The 16597-nt window shown below is 58.2% G+C and carries 13 protein-coding genes; 5 read left to right on the top strand and 8 right to left on the bottom strand.

Going from position 1 to position 16597, the window contains the following annotated elements:
• Positions 1-48: 48 nt before the first annotated feature.
• Entirely contained in the window at positions 49-300 is a 252-nt protein-coding gene (locus tag G5195_RS02685) for a DUF1289 domain-containing protein (RefSeq protein ID WP_216953548.1), read from the bottom strand.
• Positions 301-449: 149 nt separating this feature from the next.
• Between G5195_RS02685 and mltA the strand changes: the two genes are divergently transcribed.
• Positions 450-1601: a murein transglycosylase A gene (mltA, locus tag G5195_RS02680; RefSeq protein ID WP_421173214.1), complete on the top strand. Its 1152-nt coding sequence runs from the start codon at positions 450-452 to the stop codon at positions 1599-1601.
• A gap of 118 nt (positions 1602-1719) precedes the next feature.
• Here the strand turns inward: mltA and yfaE are convergent, their stop codons facing one another.
• The 5 genes from yfaE to ubiG form a co-directional block, all read right to left on the bottom strand.
• Positions 1720-2043, bottom strand: a complete 324-nt coding sequence (gene yfaE, locus G5195_RS02675) for a class I ribonucleotide reductase maintenance protein YfaE (RefSeq protein ID WP_421221794.1) — start codon at positions 2041-2043, stop codon at positions 1720-1722.
• On the bottom strand, positions 2040-3173 hold the full coding sequence (gene nrdB, locus G5195_RS02670) for a class Ia ribonucleoside-diphosphate reductase subunit beta (RefSeq protein WP_216953550.1): 1134 nt from the start codon (positions 3171-3173) through the stop codon (positions 2040-2042). Before nrdB ends, yfaE begins: the two co-directional genes overlap by 4 nt.
• A gap of 80 nt (positions 3174-3253) precedes the next feature.
• Entirely contained in the window at positions 3254-5521 is a 2268-nt protein-coding gene (nrdA, locus tag G5195_RS02665; RefSeq protein WP_005345365.1) for a class 1a ribonucleoside-diphosphate reductase subunit alpha, read from the bottom strand.
• Between the two features lie 624 nt (positions 5522-6145).
• Positions 6146-6841 carry an HAD family hydrolase gene (locus tag G5195_RS02660; protein ID WP_421209061.1) on the bottom strand — a complete coding sequence of 232 codons (696 nt, stop codon included), beginning with the start codon at positions 6839-6841 and terminating at the stop codon, positions 6146-6148.
• Complete coding sequence (ubiG, locus tag G5195_RS02655) at positions 6841-7557, bottom strand: bifunctional 2-polyprenyl-6-hydroxyphenol methylase/3-demethylubiquinol 3-O-methyltransferase UbiG (protein ID WP_005352120.1); 717 nt, start codon at positions 7555-7557, stop codon at positions 6841-6843. The genes G5195_RS02660 and ubiG overlap by 1 nt, the downstream gene beginning before the upstream one ends.
• 198 nt (positions 7558-7755) lie before the next feature.
• On the opposite strand from ubiG, the gene gyrA reads away from it, so the two are divergent.
• Positions 7756-10503 carry a DNA topoisomerase (ATP-hydrolyzing) subunit A gene (gene gyrA, locus G5195_RS02650; protein WP_005352118.1) on the top strand — a complete coding sequence of 916 codons (2748 nt, stop codon included), beginning with the start codon at positions 7756-7758 and terminating at the stop codon, positions 10501-10503.
• Positions 10504-10610: 107 nt separating this feature from the next.
• Here gyrA and G5195_RS02645 read toward each other — a convergent pair whose 3' ends face one another.
• Entirely contained in the window at positions 10611-12008 is a 1398-nt protein-coding gene (locus G5195_RS02645; protein WP_421221791.1) for an alpha-amylase family protein, read from the bottom strand.
• A gap of 260 nt (positions 12009-12268) precedes the next feature.
• Between G5195_RS02645 and G5195_RS02640 the strand changes: the two genes are divergently transcribed.
• Positions 12269-12424 carry a hypothetical protein gene (locus G5195_RS02640; RefSeq protein WP_005336695.1) on the top strand — a complete coding sequence of 52 codons (156 nt, stop codon included), beginning with the start codon at positions 12269-12271 and terminating at the stop codon, positions 12422-12424.
• Positions 12425-12603: 179 nt separating this feature from the next.
• Here G5195_RS02640 and G5195_RS02635 read toward each other — a convergent pair whose 3' ends face one another.
• Entirely contained in the window at positions 12604-13659 is a 1056-nt protein-coding gene (locus tag G5195_RS02635; protein WP_421221789.1) for a PA0069 family radical SAM protein, read from the bottom strand.
• A gap of 173 nt (positions 13660-13832) precedes the next feature.
• On the opposite strand from G5195_RS02635, the gene G5195_RS02630 reads away from it, so the two are divergent.
• On the top strand, positions 13833-14420 hold the full coding sequence (locus G5195_RS02630; RefSeq protein WP_421221787.1) for a tetratricopeptide repeat protein: 588 nt from the start codon (positions 13833-13835) through the stop codon (positions 14418-14420).
• A 233-nt stretch (positions 14421-14653) separates the two neighbouring features.
• Positions 14654-16582, top strand: a complete 1929-nt coding sequence (thrS, locus tag G5195_RS02625) for a threonine--tRNA ligase (RefSeq protein WP_005336690.1) — start codon at positions 14654-14656, stop codon at positions 16580-16582.
• Positions 16583-16597 lie beyond the last annotated feature (15 nt).

The following is a 16597-nucleotide window of genomic DNA, read 5'->3' as shown; positions in this document are numbered from 1 at the left end:
TGTTTTGTCGGGAGGATAGGTAACCTGTGAGGGGAAGATAGGGAGTGGTTAAAACTCCCAGCCTTGTTGTTCTGGCAACTGGGGTTGCGCTCCTTCCAGCGCTTTGCGCCGCGCAGCCTCAACCCGCGCCTTGCGGGCGCGACACAGACGCATTACATCCTGTTGCTGGGCCGGGCTCATTTTCTGCCAGTTGAAACGCTCCTCGCGATTGCGCAGGCATCCTTTGCAATAGCCCTTGTTGTTCACCTCGCAGACCCCGATACAGGGGCTCTGCAACGGGAATATTTCGAGCTGTTCCATCCATTACCTCGCATATCCTGTCACCTTGTTATAACCCAGCATCCTCCCTTTGGAGAAATCTCTCTTCAAGTGATTGATGTCGTTTGCTTTCCCCCTGCAAATTTGGCATCTTGCCGCCGAGCAGGACTCTTGGTGTTAAATGAGGACATATGAACAAACACGGATTCTGGCTGACCGCGATAGTGCTGGGGTTGGCCGGGTGTGCGGGTAACTCTGACAAAGCAGAGGTGCCAAAAAAACAGACTGATGACAGATGTTTTCTCAACTGCGAGGTGCCGGAAAATCTGGGCAAGCAGTATCTGGACGGTACCTTGCCGGGGGATCTGGTGCGGGTCGAGCGGGTCAACAGTCGTGCCAGTGCCGATTACAGCAAGTTTGGCCCCCAGAGTCGCATTGTCATGCAGCGTTCAGGGCGGATGGCGAGCCGTTATGGCGAGCTCTATCACCAGCTCTCCCGCTGGGTGGCGGGCGGCGGCAATCCTGCCGACATCACCCGTTACGGTATCAGCCTGGCTCAGCTGGGCGGCGCCGATCGCATGGGTAACGTGCTCTTTACCGGCTACTACTCGCCGGTGCTGGAGGTGCGTCACCGCCCGGATGCCGAGTATAAGTACCCCATCTATGCCATGCCCAACTGCGGCAGCCGTTGTCCGACCCGGGCACAGATCCACCAGGGCGCCCTTGCCAACCGCGGGTTGGAGTTGGGTTACAGCAAATCCCTTATCGACAACTTCCTGATGGACGTGCAGGGATCGGGCTTTGTTCACTACGGTGACGACGATAGGCTGCAATATCTGGGTTACAGCGGCAAGAACGGCCACGGCTATGTGAGCATTGGCCGGGTGCTGATCGACCGCGGTGAAGTGCCCAAGGAGCAGATGTCGATGAAGGCCATCAAGGAGTGGGCCAACCAGCAACCTGAGCACAGGGTCAAGGAGCTGGTAGAGCAGAACCCCTCCTATGTCTTCTTCGAGCGTCGCCCGACTAATGATGTGATCGGTGCCGCCGGTATCCCGCTGCTGCCGCTGGCGGCCGTCGCTGCCGACAAGACCCTGCTGCCGATGGGTACCCCGATCCTGGCCGAAGTTCCCCTGCTCGATAAAGAGGGCAACTGGACCGGCAAGCACCAGCTGCGCTTGTTGATTGCGCTGGATGTGGGCGGGGCGGTGAAGAAGGGTCACCTCGATCTCTACCACGGCATGGGTGAGAAGGCAGGTGTCGCGGCCGGTCACTACAAGCACTTTGGCCGTGTCTGGAAGCTGGGCCTGCACCACGGGCCGACTGCTGCTCCCTGGTTGTAATACTCTGAGGGTTTGGGCGTCTGTCATCGGGCGCTCGAGCAAAGATGAAGAGACAAAAAAGCCGCCGGATTGCTCCGGCGGCTTTCTATTTTGTGCGAGTTGCCAGTCTGTGGCTGCGTCAGCTCTTCTGGATATCCAGCTTGATGGCGCCGACCGGTGTGCAGCAGCAGGGGAGGCACTCCCCCTGGGCGACAAATGCCAGCGGCACATTGGGGTAGTGCACCTTGCCAGCCATCAGCGGAGTGCGGCAGGCGCCGCAATAGCCGCTGCGACACTGGAACTCCACATGATGACCATGGCGCTCCAGGGTCTCCAACACACTTTCGCCGGGATGGGCGTGCAGCACGGCACCATCCCGGGTATGTACCCGTGGTGCCACGACCGCCTGCTGTTCGGCAGCAGCGTGCGGGGCAGGGGTCAGCGTGTTGGTGGCGTCACTCACAGCTCGAAATCACCCAGGTCATCGGCATTTACTTCGCTGTCGATCTGACCCACCAGATAGGAGCTGACCTCCACCTCTTGCGGGGCGACCTGCACGTTATCGGACGACAGCCAGGTGTTGATCCAGGGGATCGGGTTTTGCTTGGTGCCGGCAAAGGCTGGCTGCAGGCCGACCGCGGCCATCCGCAGGTTTGTGATGTACTCGACATACTGGCAGAGGATGTCTTTGTTCAGGCCGATCATGGAGCCGCCCTGGAACAGGTACTCGGCCCACTCTTTCTCTTGAATGGCGGCCTCTTTGAACAGGTCGAAACAGGCTTGCTCGCACTCCAGCGCGATCTCGGCCATCTCCGGGTCGTCCTGACCGCTGCGCATCAGATTCAGCATGTGCTGGGTGCCGGTCAGGTGCAGCGCTTCATCGCGGGCGATCATCTTGATGATCTTGGCGTTGCCTTCCATCAGTTCGCGCTCGGCGAAGGCAAAGGAGCAGGCGAAGCTGACGTAGAAGCGGATCGCTTCCAGCGCGTTGACGCTCATTAGGCAGAGATAGAGCTTCTTCTTGAGCTCGCGCAATGTGATGGTCACTTCGCGGCCCGCGACGGTGTGGGTACCTTCACCGTGCAGGTTGTAGAGGGCGGTCGCTTCGATCAGGTCGTCGTAGAAGTGGCTGATGGAGCCGGCGCGCTTCAGGATCTGCTCGTTGGTCACGATGTCGTCGAACACCTGGGCGGGGGTGTTGACGATATTGCGGATGATATGGGTGTAGGAGCGAGAGTGGATGGTCTCCGAGAACGCCCAGGTCTCAATCCAGGTTTCCAGCTCCGGAATGGAGACTAGCGGCAGCAGTGCCACGTTGGGGCTGCGCCCCTGAATGGAGTCCAGCAGGGTCTGGTACTTCAGGTTGGAGATGAAGATGTGCTGCTCGTGGGGGGGCAGGGCCTGATAGTCGATGCGATCACGGGAGACATCCACCTCTTCCGGGCGCCAGAAGAAGGAGAGTTGCTTTTCGATCAGCCGCTCGAACACTTCGTGCTTTTGCTGGTCATAACGGGCTACGTTGACCGATTGGCCAAAAAACATCGGCTCTTTGAGCTGGTCGTTTTGGGTTTGGCAGAAAGTTGAATAGGCCATGGTTACCAGAATGTCTGTATGGAGAAAACAGGAGAGCGGGAGCTTGTCGCTCCCGCCCGGTTATCAGATCTTGCCGTGACTTAGATTTTGCAAGCCCCGCCAGCACAACCGTCATCTTGCAGGTCGGTCTGGGTGTCGTCTGCACCATCACGGGTGTTGTGATAGTAGAGGGTCTTGAGGCCGTATTTGTAGGCGGTCAGCAAGTCCTTCAGCAGCTGCTTCATCGGCACCTTGTTGCCTTCGAAACGGGCCGGATCGTAGTTGGTGTTGGCGGAGATCGCCTGATCCACAAACTTCTGCATGATACCGACCAGCTGCAGGTAGCCGTCAACGCTCGGTTGCTTCCAGAGCAGTTCGTATTGATCTTTCAGGCGATCATACTCGGGCACTACCTGTTTGAGAATGCCGTCTTTGGACGCCTTGACCGAGACCAAACCGCGCGGCGGCTCGATACCGTTGGTGGCGTTGGAGATCTGGCTGGAGGTCTCGCTCGGCATCAGGGCGGTCAGGGTGGAGTTGCGCAGACCCACGGATTTGATCTCTTCGCGCAGGCTTTCCCAATCCAGATGCAGCGGCTCGTTGCACAGCGCATCCAGATCCTTCTTGTAGGTGTCGATCGGCAGAATGCCCTGGGCATAGGTGGTCTCGCCAAACAGCGGGCAGGGGCCGAATTCGCGGGCCAGCTGCACGGAGGCTTTCAGCAGGTAGTACTGGATCGCCTCGAAGGTGCGGTGAGTCAGCGCCAGACCGGAGCCGTCGGAGTAACGGGCACCGTTCTTGGCCAGGTAGTAGGCGTAGTTGATGACGCCGATACCCAGAGTACGGCGACCCATGCTGCCACGCTTGGCGGCGGCAATCGGGTAGTCCTGATAGTCGAGCAGGGCATCGAGGGCGCGCACGGCCAGATCCGCCATCTCTTCCAGATCTTCCAGTTTGTCGATGGCACCCAGGTTGAAGGCAGAGAGGGTGCACAGAGCGATCTCGCCGTTCTCGTCGTCGATGTTGTTGAGCGGCTTGGTCGGCAGCGCAATCTCGAGGCAGAGGTTGGACTGGCGTACCGGCGCCACGCTCGGGTCGAACGGGCTGTGGGTGTTGCAGTGATCCACGTTCTGGATGTAGATGCGACCGGTACCGGCACGCTCTTGCATCATCAAGGAGAAGAGGTCTACCGCTTTCAGGGTCTTCTTGCGAATGGCCGGATCCTGCTCGTACTTGACGTAGAGCTCTTCGAACTTGTCCTGATCGGCGAAGAAGGCGTCGTACAGACCCGGCGCATCGGACGGGGAGAACAGTGTGATGTCACCGCCCTTGATGAGGCGCTGGTACATCAGCTTGTTGATCTGCACGCCGTAGTCCATGTGACGAACACGGTTCTCTTCCACGCCGCGGTTGTTCTTCAGCACCAGCAGGCTTTCCACTTCGGTGTGCCACAGCGGGTAGAACAGGGTGGCCGCACCGCCGCGCACGCCGCCCTGGGAGCAGCACTTCACGGCAGTCTGGAAGTATTTGTAGAAGGGTATGCAACCGGTGTGGAACGCTTCGCCACCACGGATGGGGCTGCCAAGACCGCGGATGCGACCGGCGTTGATGCCGATACCGGCGCGCTGGGAAACGTAACGCACGATGGAGCTGGCGGTGGCGTTGATGGAGTCCAGGCTGTCGTCGCACTCGATCAGTACGCAGGAGCTGAACTGACGGGTCGGGGTGCGCACGCCGCTCATGATCGGGGTCGGCAGGGAGATCTTGAAGGTCGAGACCGCATCATAGAAGCGCTTGATGTAGTCCAGACGGGTATCCTTCGGATACTTGGAGAAGAGGCAGGCCGCTACCAGAATGTAGAGGAACTGCGGGCTCTCGTAGATCTCGCCGGTGACGCGGTTTTGTACCAGATACTTGCCTTCCAGCTGCTTGACCGCCGCGTAGGAGAAGTTCATGTCGCGCCAGTGATCCATGTGCGCGTTCAGCTCTTCGAATTCGGCCTGGGTGTAGTCTTCCAGCAGGTGTTTGTCGTACTTGCCCATGTCGACCAGACGAGCCACGTGCTGGTAGAGGTGGGGCGGTTCGAACTGGCCGTAGGCCTTCTTGCGCAGGTGGAAGATGGCCAGACGGGCTGCCATGTACTGGTAGTCCGGGGTCTGCTCGGAGATGAGGTCAGCCGTCGCCTTGATGATGGTTTCGTGAATGTCGGCGGTACGGATACCGTCATAGAACTGGATGTGGGACTTGAGCTCTACCTGGGAGACCGACACGTTGTCGAGCCCTTCGGCGGCCCAGTCCAGCACGCGGTGAATTTTATCCAGATCGATGGGTTCTTTGTGTCCGTTACGCTTCGTCACAAACAAGTTCATTGGCTGATGACCTTCAGTTGATTCCCGAAAAACCATCGCACAATGACACCACCCCTGGCCCCAGCGATGTGCAGGTATTGGGTAGAGATTGTGCGATGAATCACAAGATGTAGTGTTATTTTAAGTTCGAGCTACAAGATAGTGAGGTCAGCCCGCCATTGCAATGTGTGGATAAGTGACGAGCTGTGGATAAATTGTGAGTCTTGCCCCATCAGTTAGTGACCGCTCACAGTGAGCGGGTTTTCATTCGTCCGCTCCGCTAAATGCAAGTCTCCCGATCGAAGATGGAAAATTTAAATAACTTTTTTTGCTTGCGAAACGGGGGGCTTTTTACTAGCAAACGGCGGCTGATTATCCCTTATGCAACAAGGGTCAAAAGCTGTCCAGTTGTCGCAGCCGCGGGCTCAGCGTGGCAAGGGCTTTGCATCAGATGAGGGTGGTTTGTGGCCGCTTTGTGACGGCTGCGAGCTTGTCAAATGGGTATCTAACAGGCAGAAAGCTGCCTTTATTATCCATGAATAGACGAGTGATGGTGGCGCAGGTCGCGGAAGCGTAAAGGAAGAGATGCAAGGGGCGGAGAGTCTCTTCGCCCCGTTATCGCATATCAGCCGGTAAGGCTGCGCGTTACGCATTGGCCGTCAACTCATAGCGCAGCCAGTGGTGCAGGGCCTGCACGGTATCAAAGTGCAGATCGGCGCCCCACTGGGCGGGATCTTCCTCATCATTGAGATAGCCCCAGCCAGCGACCGCGGTGCGCATGCCAGCATTGCGGCCTGCTTCGATATCCCGCACATGATCCCCCACATAGAGGCAGTGAGCCGCCTCGACCCCCAGCTTCTCGCAGGCAAAGAACATGGGGGCGGGGTCGGGCTTGCGTACCGGCAGGGTATCGGCGCTGACAGTGACGCCGCAGCTGGCAAGCTCTGGCAGGGCTGCCAGCAGTGGCTCGGTGAGAAAGCCCGGCTTGTTGGTGACGATACCCCAAGGTAGCTGTTTCTCGTCGAGCCACTCGATAAGATCCACCATTCCCTCATAGGGACGGGTACCGACGCAGAGATTGGCCGCGTAGTAGTCGAGCAGGGCATTGCGCAGGCGCGTGGTCCCCAGCTCTTCAAGCAGTTCGTCGCCGAGGCCTGCTTTCAGCAGCCCGAGCGCTCCGTGGGAGGTGGTCTGACGAATAATATCGTCAGAGAGCGGCGCAAAGCCTTCGTTTATCAGCACGTGGTTGACGGCGGCCCCCAGATCCGGGGCTGTGTCGAGCAGGGTGCCATCCAGATCGAACAGTACACCGCGCAGGGGAAGAGGGCGAGAGGCGCTCATCAACCGTGCTCCGGGCGGACAAACTCCACCATATAGTTGACGTCGACATTTTTGCCGAGCTTGAACTGGTTGGTGAGGGGGGCGTAGTGGACGCCGCTCATGTCCCGCACCAGCAGGCCAGCCGCTTCCCCCATGCGACACAGTTCGGCCGGGGTGATGAATTTTTTGTGATCGTGGGTACCCTTGGGCACCATCTTCATCAGGTATTCGGCCCCGATGATCATCATCAGATAGGATTTGGGGTTGCGGTTGATGGTGGAGACAAACACCCGGCCGCCCGGGCGCACCAGGGTAGCGATGGCGCGCAGCACGGAGGCGGGGTCCGGCACATGCTCCAGCATCTCCATGCAGGTGACCACGTCATACTGGCCCGGCACTTCGGCGGCATGGGCTTCGGCAGTGATCTGGCGGTACTCGAGCTCGACACCCTGCTCCAGGGCGTGCAAGCGGGCGACGCCGAGGGGCTCCTTGCCCATATCGATGCCGGTAACCTTGGCACCACGGCGGGCCATGCTCTCGGAGAGAATGCCACCGCCACATCCGATATCGAGAATGCGCTTGCCAAACAGACCGCCACTTTTGTCGGTGATCCAGTCAAGGCGTACCGGATTGATTTGATGCAGGGGTTTGAATTCACCTTCCATGTCCCACCAGCGGGAGGCGATGGCTTCAAACTTGGCGATTTCTGTCAGATCGACATTGGCATCACTGTTCATTTTTCGAAGATCCTGTGGCAGGGCGCCCGCTTCTGAGTCATGGGCGCAATCTATTGTCCTGGCGGGCATTATAACGGACGGACTTTGTCACACCAGCCCGATCTGATACCCGATTTGTGGCTTAAGGTATTTGGCTCAGTGTGTTACCATGTCGCGCTGTTTAAGCCAAAGAACAACTAATTAGGGATAAGGCTTTCTATGAGCGATCTGGCCAGAGAGATCACGCCGGTCAACATCGAAGAAGAGCTCAAGAGTTCCTATCTTGATTACGCCATGAGCGTGATCGTAGGACGAGCTCTGCCGGATGTGCGTGATGGCTTGAAACCGGTTCACCGCCGCGTTCTGTTTGCTATGAACGAGTTGGGGAACGACTGGAACAAGCCCTATAAAAAATCGGCCCGTGTGGTCGGTGACGTAATCGGTAAATATCACCCGCACGGCGATAGCGCTGTGTATGACACCATTGTCCGGATGGCGCAGGATTTCTCCATGCGTTACATGCTGGTCGATGGTCAGGGCAACTTCGGTTCAGTCGACGGCGACAGCGCCGCGGCGATGCGTTATACCGAAGTGCGGATGGCCCGCATCTCCCACGAGCTGCTGGCTGATCTGGACAAAGAGACCGTGGACTGGGTGCCGAACTATGACGGCACCGAGATGATCCCGGCTGTCATGCCTACCAAGGTTCCCAACCTGCTGGTCAACGGCTCCTCCGGTATCGCGGTGGGCATGGCGACCAACATTCCGCCTCACAACCTCACCGAGATTGTCAATGGCTGTCTGGCGTTGATCGAAAATGGCGACCTCACCATTGACGAGCTGATGACCTACATCACCGGCCCGGATTTCCCCACCGGCGGCATTATCAACGGTCGTTCCGGCATCGTGCAGGCGTACCGTACCGGTCGTGGCTCCATCTATGTGCGGGCCAAAGCTGAAGTGGAAGTGGACGAGAAGACCAGTCGCGAGACCATCATCGTTCACGAGATCCCCTATCAGGTGAACAAGGCTCGACTGATCGAGAAGATCGCCGAGCTGGTCAAAGAGAAGAAGATCGAGGGCATCAGTGCCCTGCGCGATGAGTCTGACAAAGACGGCATGCGCATCGTTATCGAGATCAAGCGCGGCGAGTCCGGCGAGATTGTGCTGAACAATCTCTACAAGCACACCCAGATGCAGACCACGTTCGGCATCAACATGGTGGCGCTCGATAACAACCAGCCCAAGGTGATGAACCTTAAAGAGATCCTGGACGCGTTCCTGCTGCACCGCCGTGAAGTGGTGACTCGCCGGACCGTGTTCGAATTGCGCAAGGCGCGGGATCGGGCGCACATTTTGGAAGGTCTGGCGGTTGCGCTGGCCAACATTGATCCCATCATCGAGCTGATCCGCCACAGCGCGACCCCGGCCGACGCGAAAGCGGGCCTGGTTGCCAAGGGCTGGGAACTCGGCAACGTGGCCGCCATGCTGGAAAAAGCGGGCGACGACGCGGCACGGCCAGAGTGGCTGGAGCCCGAGTTCGGTATCCGTGAAGGTCAATACTTCCTGACCGAACAGCAAGCCCAGGCCATCCTTGACCTGCGTCTGCACAAGCTGACCGGCCTCGAGCACGAGAAGATCCTGGAAGAGTACCAATCTCTGCTGGATCTGATCGCCGAGCTGCTGCACATCCTGGCGAGCCCGGCTCGTCTGATGGAAGTGATCCGCGATGAACTGCTGGCTGTGCGCGAGCAGTATGGCGACGAACGTCGCACCGAGATCAGCATGTCCAGTGCCGAGATCAACATCGAAGATCTGATCACCCCGGAAGACGTGGTGGTCACCCTGTCTCACCAGGGCTATGTGAAGTATCAGCCGCTCTCCGACTACGAGGCCCAGCGCCGCGGTGGTCGTGGCAAGTCGGCCACCCGGATCAAGGAAGAGGACTTTGTGGAGCGTCTGCTGGTGGCCAACACCCACGACACCATTCTGTGCTTCTCCACCCGTGGCAAGGTCTACTGGCTCAAGGTTTACCAGCTGCCGGAAGCCTCCCGTGGCGCCCGTGGTCGTCCGATCATCAACCTGCTGCCGCTGGAAGAGGGTGAGCGTATCACCGCTATCCTGCCGGTGAAGGAGTATGATGCCGAGAAGTATGTGTTCTTCGCCACGGCCAATGGTACCGTGAAGAAGACCAGCCTCTCCGACTTCAGCCGTCCGCTCTCCTCCGGTATTCGTGCCATCAACCTCAAAGAGGGTGATGAGCTGATCGGGGTGGATATCACCGACGGCAGCAACGAGATCATGCTCTTCTCCGACGCGGGCAAAGTTGTTCGCTTCGCGGAAGGCAGCGGTCGCGCCGATGCCGATGTCAGCGATGACGTTGAAACCGACGACGATGCCGGCAATGACGATGATGGCAGCGACAACGGCGAAGGCACCGAAAGCAAGGGCACCTTCAAGGGTGTGCGTCCCATGGGTCGTACCGCCGCCGGTGTACGCGGCATCAAGCTGGGCGCCGGTGACAAGGTGGTTTCCCTCATCGTTCCGCGCGGCGAAGGTGCCATCCTCACCGCCACCGAGAACGGTTACGGCAAGCGGACTGCGTTGGCCGAATACCCGACCAAGAGCCGTGGTACCCAGGGCGTTATCTCCATCAAGGTGGATGAGCGTAATGGCAAGGTGATCGATGCGATCCAGGTCGAAGATACCGACCAGATCATGCTGATCACCAACGGCGGTACCCTGGTGCGTACCCGTGTTGCCGAGGTGAGCGTCATTGGCCGTAACACCGGCGGTGTCCGTCTGATCCGTACCGGTGAAGACGAGACCGTGGTTGGCCTGCAGCGTATCGCCGAGAGCGACGAAGACGAAAACGACGCTTTGGCCGTTGACGGTGAGGTATCTGAAGGTACCGATACCGCGACCGGCACTGATGCGGTCGATGCTGGGGAAGCGGGTGACGAGTAATCGTCACCTGTTACCCGAGCAACGTCTCTGAGCAAAAAGAGCGACCCTGGTGGTCGCTCTTTTTATTTGTCTGCTTTTTATGACTCTACGCTGCTCTTACGGCTGGATCACTCCTGCAGCCACATTCTGGCGCTGCGGGCAGGAATGGCGACCCGTACCCACTGGCTCTGCACGTTGACTACGGCCCCTTGGTCGAGCACGTCCCGATAGTTGCGATACCAGTTCATCTCGAACCTGGCGGTATCGAGCCAGTACTCCTGCTCATAGTCGCACTTGTTGAGGCCGACCAGCCCCTGTTTGCCCCGTTTGAACAGCACGAAGCAGTCGCCACTGCCGACCAGCTGCATGGGTTGGCCCTGAACCGCATTGTGGAAGCGGATCATTCCCTTGAGATCGGCGCGCAGGTAGTAGTCCTGCCAGCGCAAGCCATCCTTGTCTCGGGTTTCGCCATGATCGGAGTAGACCAGTGGCGAGCCTCCATCGCGGCCGAGCAGGTAGGCATAGGCCAGCGACTCGTCTGTCTGGCTTAAGATCTGATAGCGGAAGCCGTCGTTGGTGGGGATGTCGTGGGTCACGGCAAAGGTGACGGCACGACTGCCCGGCAGCGCCTGACCATAGGCGCCCGGATCCGCCAGCAGGTTCATGCTGCCACCATAACTGAAGGCTCCGCGAAGGGAGGCAAACAGCGGAAAGTCATAGGCACCCTGGCCGCTGCTGTCGAGGTAGGGTTTGAGGAAGCGCTCGTAATCGGTGCTGCCTGCGCCCCCTGTAGTGATCACCTCGCCAAACACGTGCATTCCCTGTTTGATCTCGGGGGTGAACACGGCATTGATCTGGTAATCGCTCATGTGTTTGACCGCATCGACCCGAAAACCCTTGATCCCCATCCCCTTGAGCGCCTTGAGATAGGCCTGTTGCTGACTCACTACCCAGTTGTTGGGATCCAGATCCGGCAGCCCCTTGTCACCGGCACTGCCACAGAGTCGCCAATACTGGACATGACCCGGATCGCTCCAGTCACTGATGCACCCTTCGGGATGAAAATCCTGACCGGAGAGGAAGTTTTGCCCCAGATCGCCAAACAGTTTCTGGCGCTCGAAATAGGCCGGGTTGCTGGCGTAGCTCTGCAGCAGCTCGTTGCCGGGATAGTTGAGATCGCTGCGTTTCCAGCTTTCGTTGGCCATGTGGTTGAGCACCACATCGGCATAGACGGCGATGCCACGCGCCTTCATGGCGGCGATCAGCTGCTCGAGATCCTGCTTGTTGCCAAGAGGGGAGTCGACAAGGCGCAGATCCTGCGGCTGGTAACGGGCCCACCATTCGTTGCCTGATGACTTGAGAGGCGGCGAGATGAGTACCTGTTTGTAACCGGCCGACTTGATAAGGTCGGCTTTGGCCGTCACTTCACTGTACTTCCAGTTGAAGGCGTGCAGTATGACGTCGGCGTGCGCCAAGGGGGCGATCAGCATACCTGCGATCGCCAGCATTCCTGCTGTGTGTTTCATTATTGTGTCCCTGTTTTATAGATGCCTGAATGGGCAACCCAGCTTTGGCGGGAACAGAGTGAGCTACAATCCACAACCTGCAGATTTGTGACCGCTTTCAGAGTGATTTCGCCGAATATGTGAACTGTTTCGGCTTTTCCTCGCCACCGCCAGTTGCCTTTTTACAAGTGATTTTTTGTCATTTCCCTGTCATTCCCGGTCGCTATCCTGCTGGGCGAGTGGTGCGTTGTTGCCATCACCTTCACCGTCAGGAGCTGCATATGACCAGTTGGATCACGTGGGAAATTTGGTGGAGCCGGGTATGGGGCGAGTCAGAGGTGCCGCAGTATGAAGAGGATGAGCACGAAGTGGCTCATGAACCCTCGCGACTGCCGGTTGAAATGGTGCAGCAGGGGCGGGATCAGCGCGCAGGCTAAGGCGTTAGCCTTCTCTTTAGCGGGTAGCGCTTTCTTGTGGCGACATGGCTACTTCGTTGGCCAATTTGGAAAATTGGGAAAGCGGGGTTTCCACAGGATGTGTCGCGGCAGGTCTTCCTCTCGACCTCTTGGCAGACAAGGGCTCTGTGCTTGATGTGTGAAGGGCGTGAGCAGGGGGATTAGAAGAGCGACAGCTGCTCTCCGGGGCGGATAAACCCATCCAGCCTGAGCTGAATATGGCGTTTACCCAGGTCGAGGCGCTTGCTTATGAGGCGAAAGCGCTGGGCCAGCAGATCGGCAAAGTGCCCCTCACCGCGCATGCGGGTACCGAAGGCGGTACTGTTGAGCCCGCCACCGCGGCTGGCTCGCAACTGATTCAAAATAGCCTCCTTCTGGCCCGGATAGTGGGTATCGAGCCAGTCCCCAAATAGCGGCGCCAGTTCGTGGGGTAACCGCAGCAGGATGTAATCGGCGCAGCTGGCGCCTGCCTCGGCGGCCGATTTGATGATCTGCTCCAGCTCCGGCTCATTGAGCCGCGGGATCATGGGGGCGGCCAGTACCCCCACCTGCACGCCAGCGTTGGCCAGCTTCTCGATCACTTTCAAGCGGCCTGCACCTGTGCTGGCGCGGGGCTCCAGCTGTCGCCGCAAGGTTTCATTCAAGGTCGTCACCGACACCATCACCTGACACAGTCCCTCTCTGGCCAGCTCGGTCAACAGATCGAGGTCGCGCAAGATCATGGCGCTCTTGGTAATGAGCCCGACCGGATGGCGGTGGGCCAGCATCACTTCCAGCAACTGCCGGGTGAGGCGATAGCGCAGCTCGATGGGTTGATAGGGGTCGGTATTGGCGCCAATGAAGATGGTCTGTGGCTGATAGGCCGGTTTGGCAAACTCCCGGCGCAGCAGGTCGGCTGCATTGCGTTTGGCAAACAGCTTGCTCTCGAAATCGAGGCCAGGGGAGAGCTCCAGATAGGCGTGACTGGGTCTGGCATAGCAGTAGATGCAGCCGTGTTCGCACCCCTGATAGGGGTTGATGGAGCGACCAAAGGGAACATCCGGCGAGCTGTTGTAGCTGATGATGCTGCGTGCATCGATCTCCCGCACCTCGGTGCCAGGCACAGAAGAAGTGAAAGCGGCATCCCAATCGGACGATTGCCAGCCATCATCGACCGCTTCGACAAGGGGGCCGCTAAAACGGTGATCGATATTGTGGGGGCTGCCTCGTCCTGCCATGGTGCGTACCTGCACTGTTTATACATACAGTTATTTTGCAGGTGCCCCGGATAAATGACAACTACTGCTGAGCGACCGGGTGCAAAAAGGGTTGTTGCAGGGATCTCTTGCTTGATTGCGGCGCTACATTTCGTTTACATAGACGAAATGAGAACTGGATCACGGAAATCATCATGAGTCCCACCACTTCCCGTTGGCTGTTTATCGGTCTGATTGCGCTGGTTATCTGGCGTCTGCTTCCGCTCTCCACCGAGCAGGAGATGGCTGCTGCCAACCGTGCCTGGCGTACCGGTCACTTTGATGAGGCGACCCGGATCTGGTCGCCACTGGCCGATCAAGGCCAACCTCGGGCGCAAGCCTTGATGGGCTGGAGCCATGAAGTGGGGCAGGGGAGCGATCAGGATATCCATCAGGCCATCAGCCTCTATCGCCAGTCGGCGCTGGCAGGGGATCCCTTCGGCCAATATCGGCTGGCAGAGCTTTATCTGCGCGGTGTCGGGGTCAAGCGAGATCTGCGCCAAGCCTTTCACTGGATGGATCAGGCTGCCCGTAACGGTGACGTCCCGGCCATGCTGAAAGTCGGCGTCCTTCATCTGATGGGGGTCAGCGGCAGGGTCGATCTGCCTCAGGCGAAGCAGTGGCTCTATCAGGCGGCACAAAAGGGCAACAAGCTGGCGCTTCAGGTGCTGCAAGAGCTGGCGCTGGCCGAGGAGGGGAGCAGTGACTTTGACTTCAACTGGCAATCCCTGCTTGGTGAATAGTCGGCAGGCGACTCATTTGACTGTAGAAAATATCTGCAAATCCGATACAGCACGCCCGACTTCTGGTAGCATGGGACCGTTTTGGCTTGGTTTGTCACGTTAGACATGTGGTTTACGTGTCAGGCCGTCTTCGCAAAGTGCTGTGGAGAACCAGAACATCACCTTATTTGAATCTCTTTTCCATCCCGCATGTGACCTTTGGTAGGGGTCACCACTGTATAAGGAAACACATAATGCCAATCATTACTCTGCCTGACGGCAGCCAACGTCAATTTGCCCACTCTGTTTCCGTCATGGATGTGGCTGCGGACATCGGTCCCGGTCTCGCCAAGGCGTGCATTGCCGGTCGGGTAAACGGTGAACTGGTGGATGCGTGCGAGCTGATCGAAGCCGATGCTGCGCTGGCCATCATCACCGCCAAAGACGAAGAAGGTCTGGACATCCTGCGCCACTCCTGCGCCCACTTGCTGGGTCATGCTATCAAGCAACTTTGGCCCCAGACCAAGATGGCCATCGGTCCCGTCATCGACAACGGCTTCTACTATGACGTTGATCTTGACCGTACCCTGACCGATGAAGATCTGGCTGCCCTGGAAGAGCGCATGCTGGCGCTGGTAGCCAAGGATTACGACGTCATCAAGAAGAAAGTCTCTTGGCAAGAAGCGCGCGATGTATTCGAGGCGCGCGGCGAGTCTTACAAAGTCGAAATCCTGGATCAGAACATTGCCCGTGATGACCAGCCAGGTCTCTATCATCACGAAGAGTACATCGACATGTGTCGCGGCCCGCACGTGCCCAACATGCGTCACTGCCACCACTTCAAGTTGCTGAAGATGTCCGGCGCCTACTGGCGTGGCGACTCCAACAACAAGATGCTGCAGCGTATCTACGGTACCGCCTGGGCTGACAAGAAGCAGCTCAAGGCCTATCTGCAGCGCCTGGAAGAGGCCGCTAAGCGCGACCACCGCAAGATCGGCAAGCAGCTCGACCTGTATCACATGCAGGAAGAAGCACCCGGTATGGTGTTCTGGCACAACGATGGCTGGACCATCTTCCGTGAGCTGGAAACCTTTATCCGCGGCAAGCTCAAAGAGTACGACTATCAGGAAGTGAAAGGTCCGTTCATGATGGACCGCGTCCTGTGGGAGCGTTCAGGTCACTGGGAGAAGTATGCCCAGGCCATGTTCACCACCCAGTCCGAAAACCGCGAGTACGCCATCAAGCCGATGAACTGCCCGGGTCACGTCCAGATCTTCAACCAGGGTCTGAAGTCCTACCGCGATCTGCCGCTGCGTATGGCCGAGTTTGGTTCCTGCCACCGCAACGAGCCGTCCGGTTCCCTGCACGGTCTGATGCGGGTGCGCGGCTTCACTCAAGATGACGCTCACATCTTCTGTACCGAAGAGCAGATCATGGAAGAGGTCTCCGGCTGTATTCGTATGGTTTATGACGTCTACGGTACCTTTGGCTTCGAGAACATCGTGGTCAAGCTCTCCACTCGTCCCGAGCAGCGTATCGGCTCCGACGAGATGTGGGATCGCGCCGAGAAAGCGCTGGCCGAAGCGCTGGAGCTCAACGGTCTGAAGTACGATCTGCAGCCGGGTGAAGGGGCGTTCTACGGTCCCAAAATTGAATTTACCCTGCACGATTGCCTTGATCGTGCGTGGCAATGTGGTACCGTGCAGCTCGACTTTGCCCTGCCTGGTCGTCTGGGTGCCACTTATGTGGGCGAAAACAACGATCGCCATGTACCTGTGATGATCCACCGGGCCATCCTGGGTTCTATCGAGCGCTTCATCGGTATTCTGACTGAAGAGTACGCCGGTCTGTTCCCGACCTGGTTGGCACCGACTCAGGCTGTGGTCATGAATATCACGGACAATCAGGCCGATTATGCGGTGAAAGTAGCCAAAGCATTGAATGATGCGGGCCTTCGCGCAAAAGCGGACTTGAGAAATGAGAAGATTGGCTTTAAAATCCGCGAGCATACTTTGAAGCGAGTACCTTTCATGCTGGTCTGCGGCGATAAAGAAGTTGAAGCCGGTAAGATTGCAGTACGGACTCGTAAAGGGGCTGACCTGGGCACTTATCCTGTTGAAGAGTTCATCGCTCTGCTGACCCAGGAAGTTCAGACCCGCGGACAAAAGAAAGTGGAGGAATAAGCTATAAAAGGCGGA

It is taken from the genome of Aeromonas sp. 601039 (genome assembly GCF_049174415.1).
GTDB lineage: Bacteria > Pseudomonadota > Gammaproteobacteria > Enterobacterales > Aeromonadaceae > Aeromonas > Aeromonas veronii_A.
This window is presented reverse-complemented; position numbering and strand designations above follow the sequence as displayed.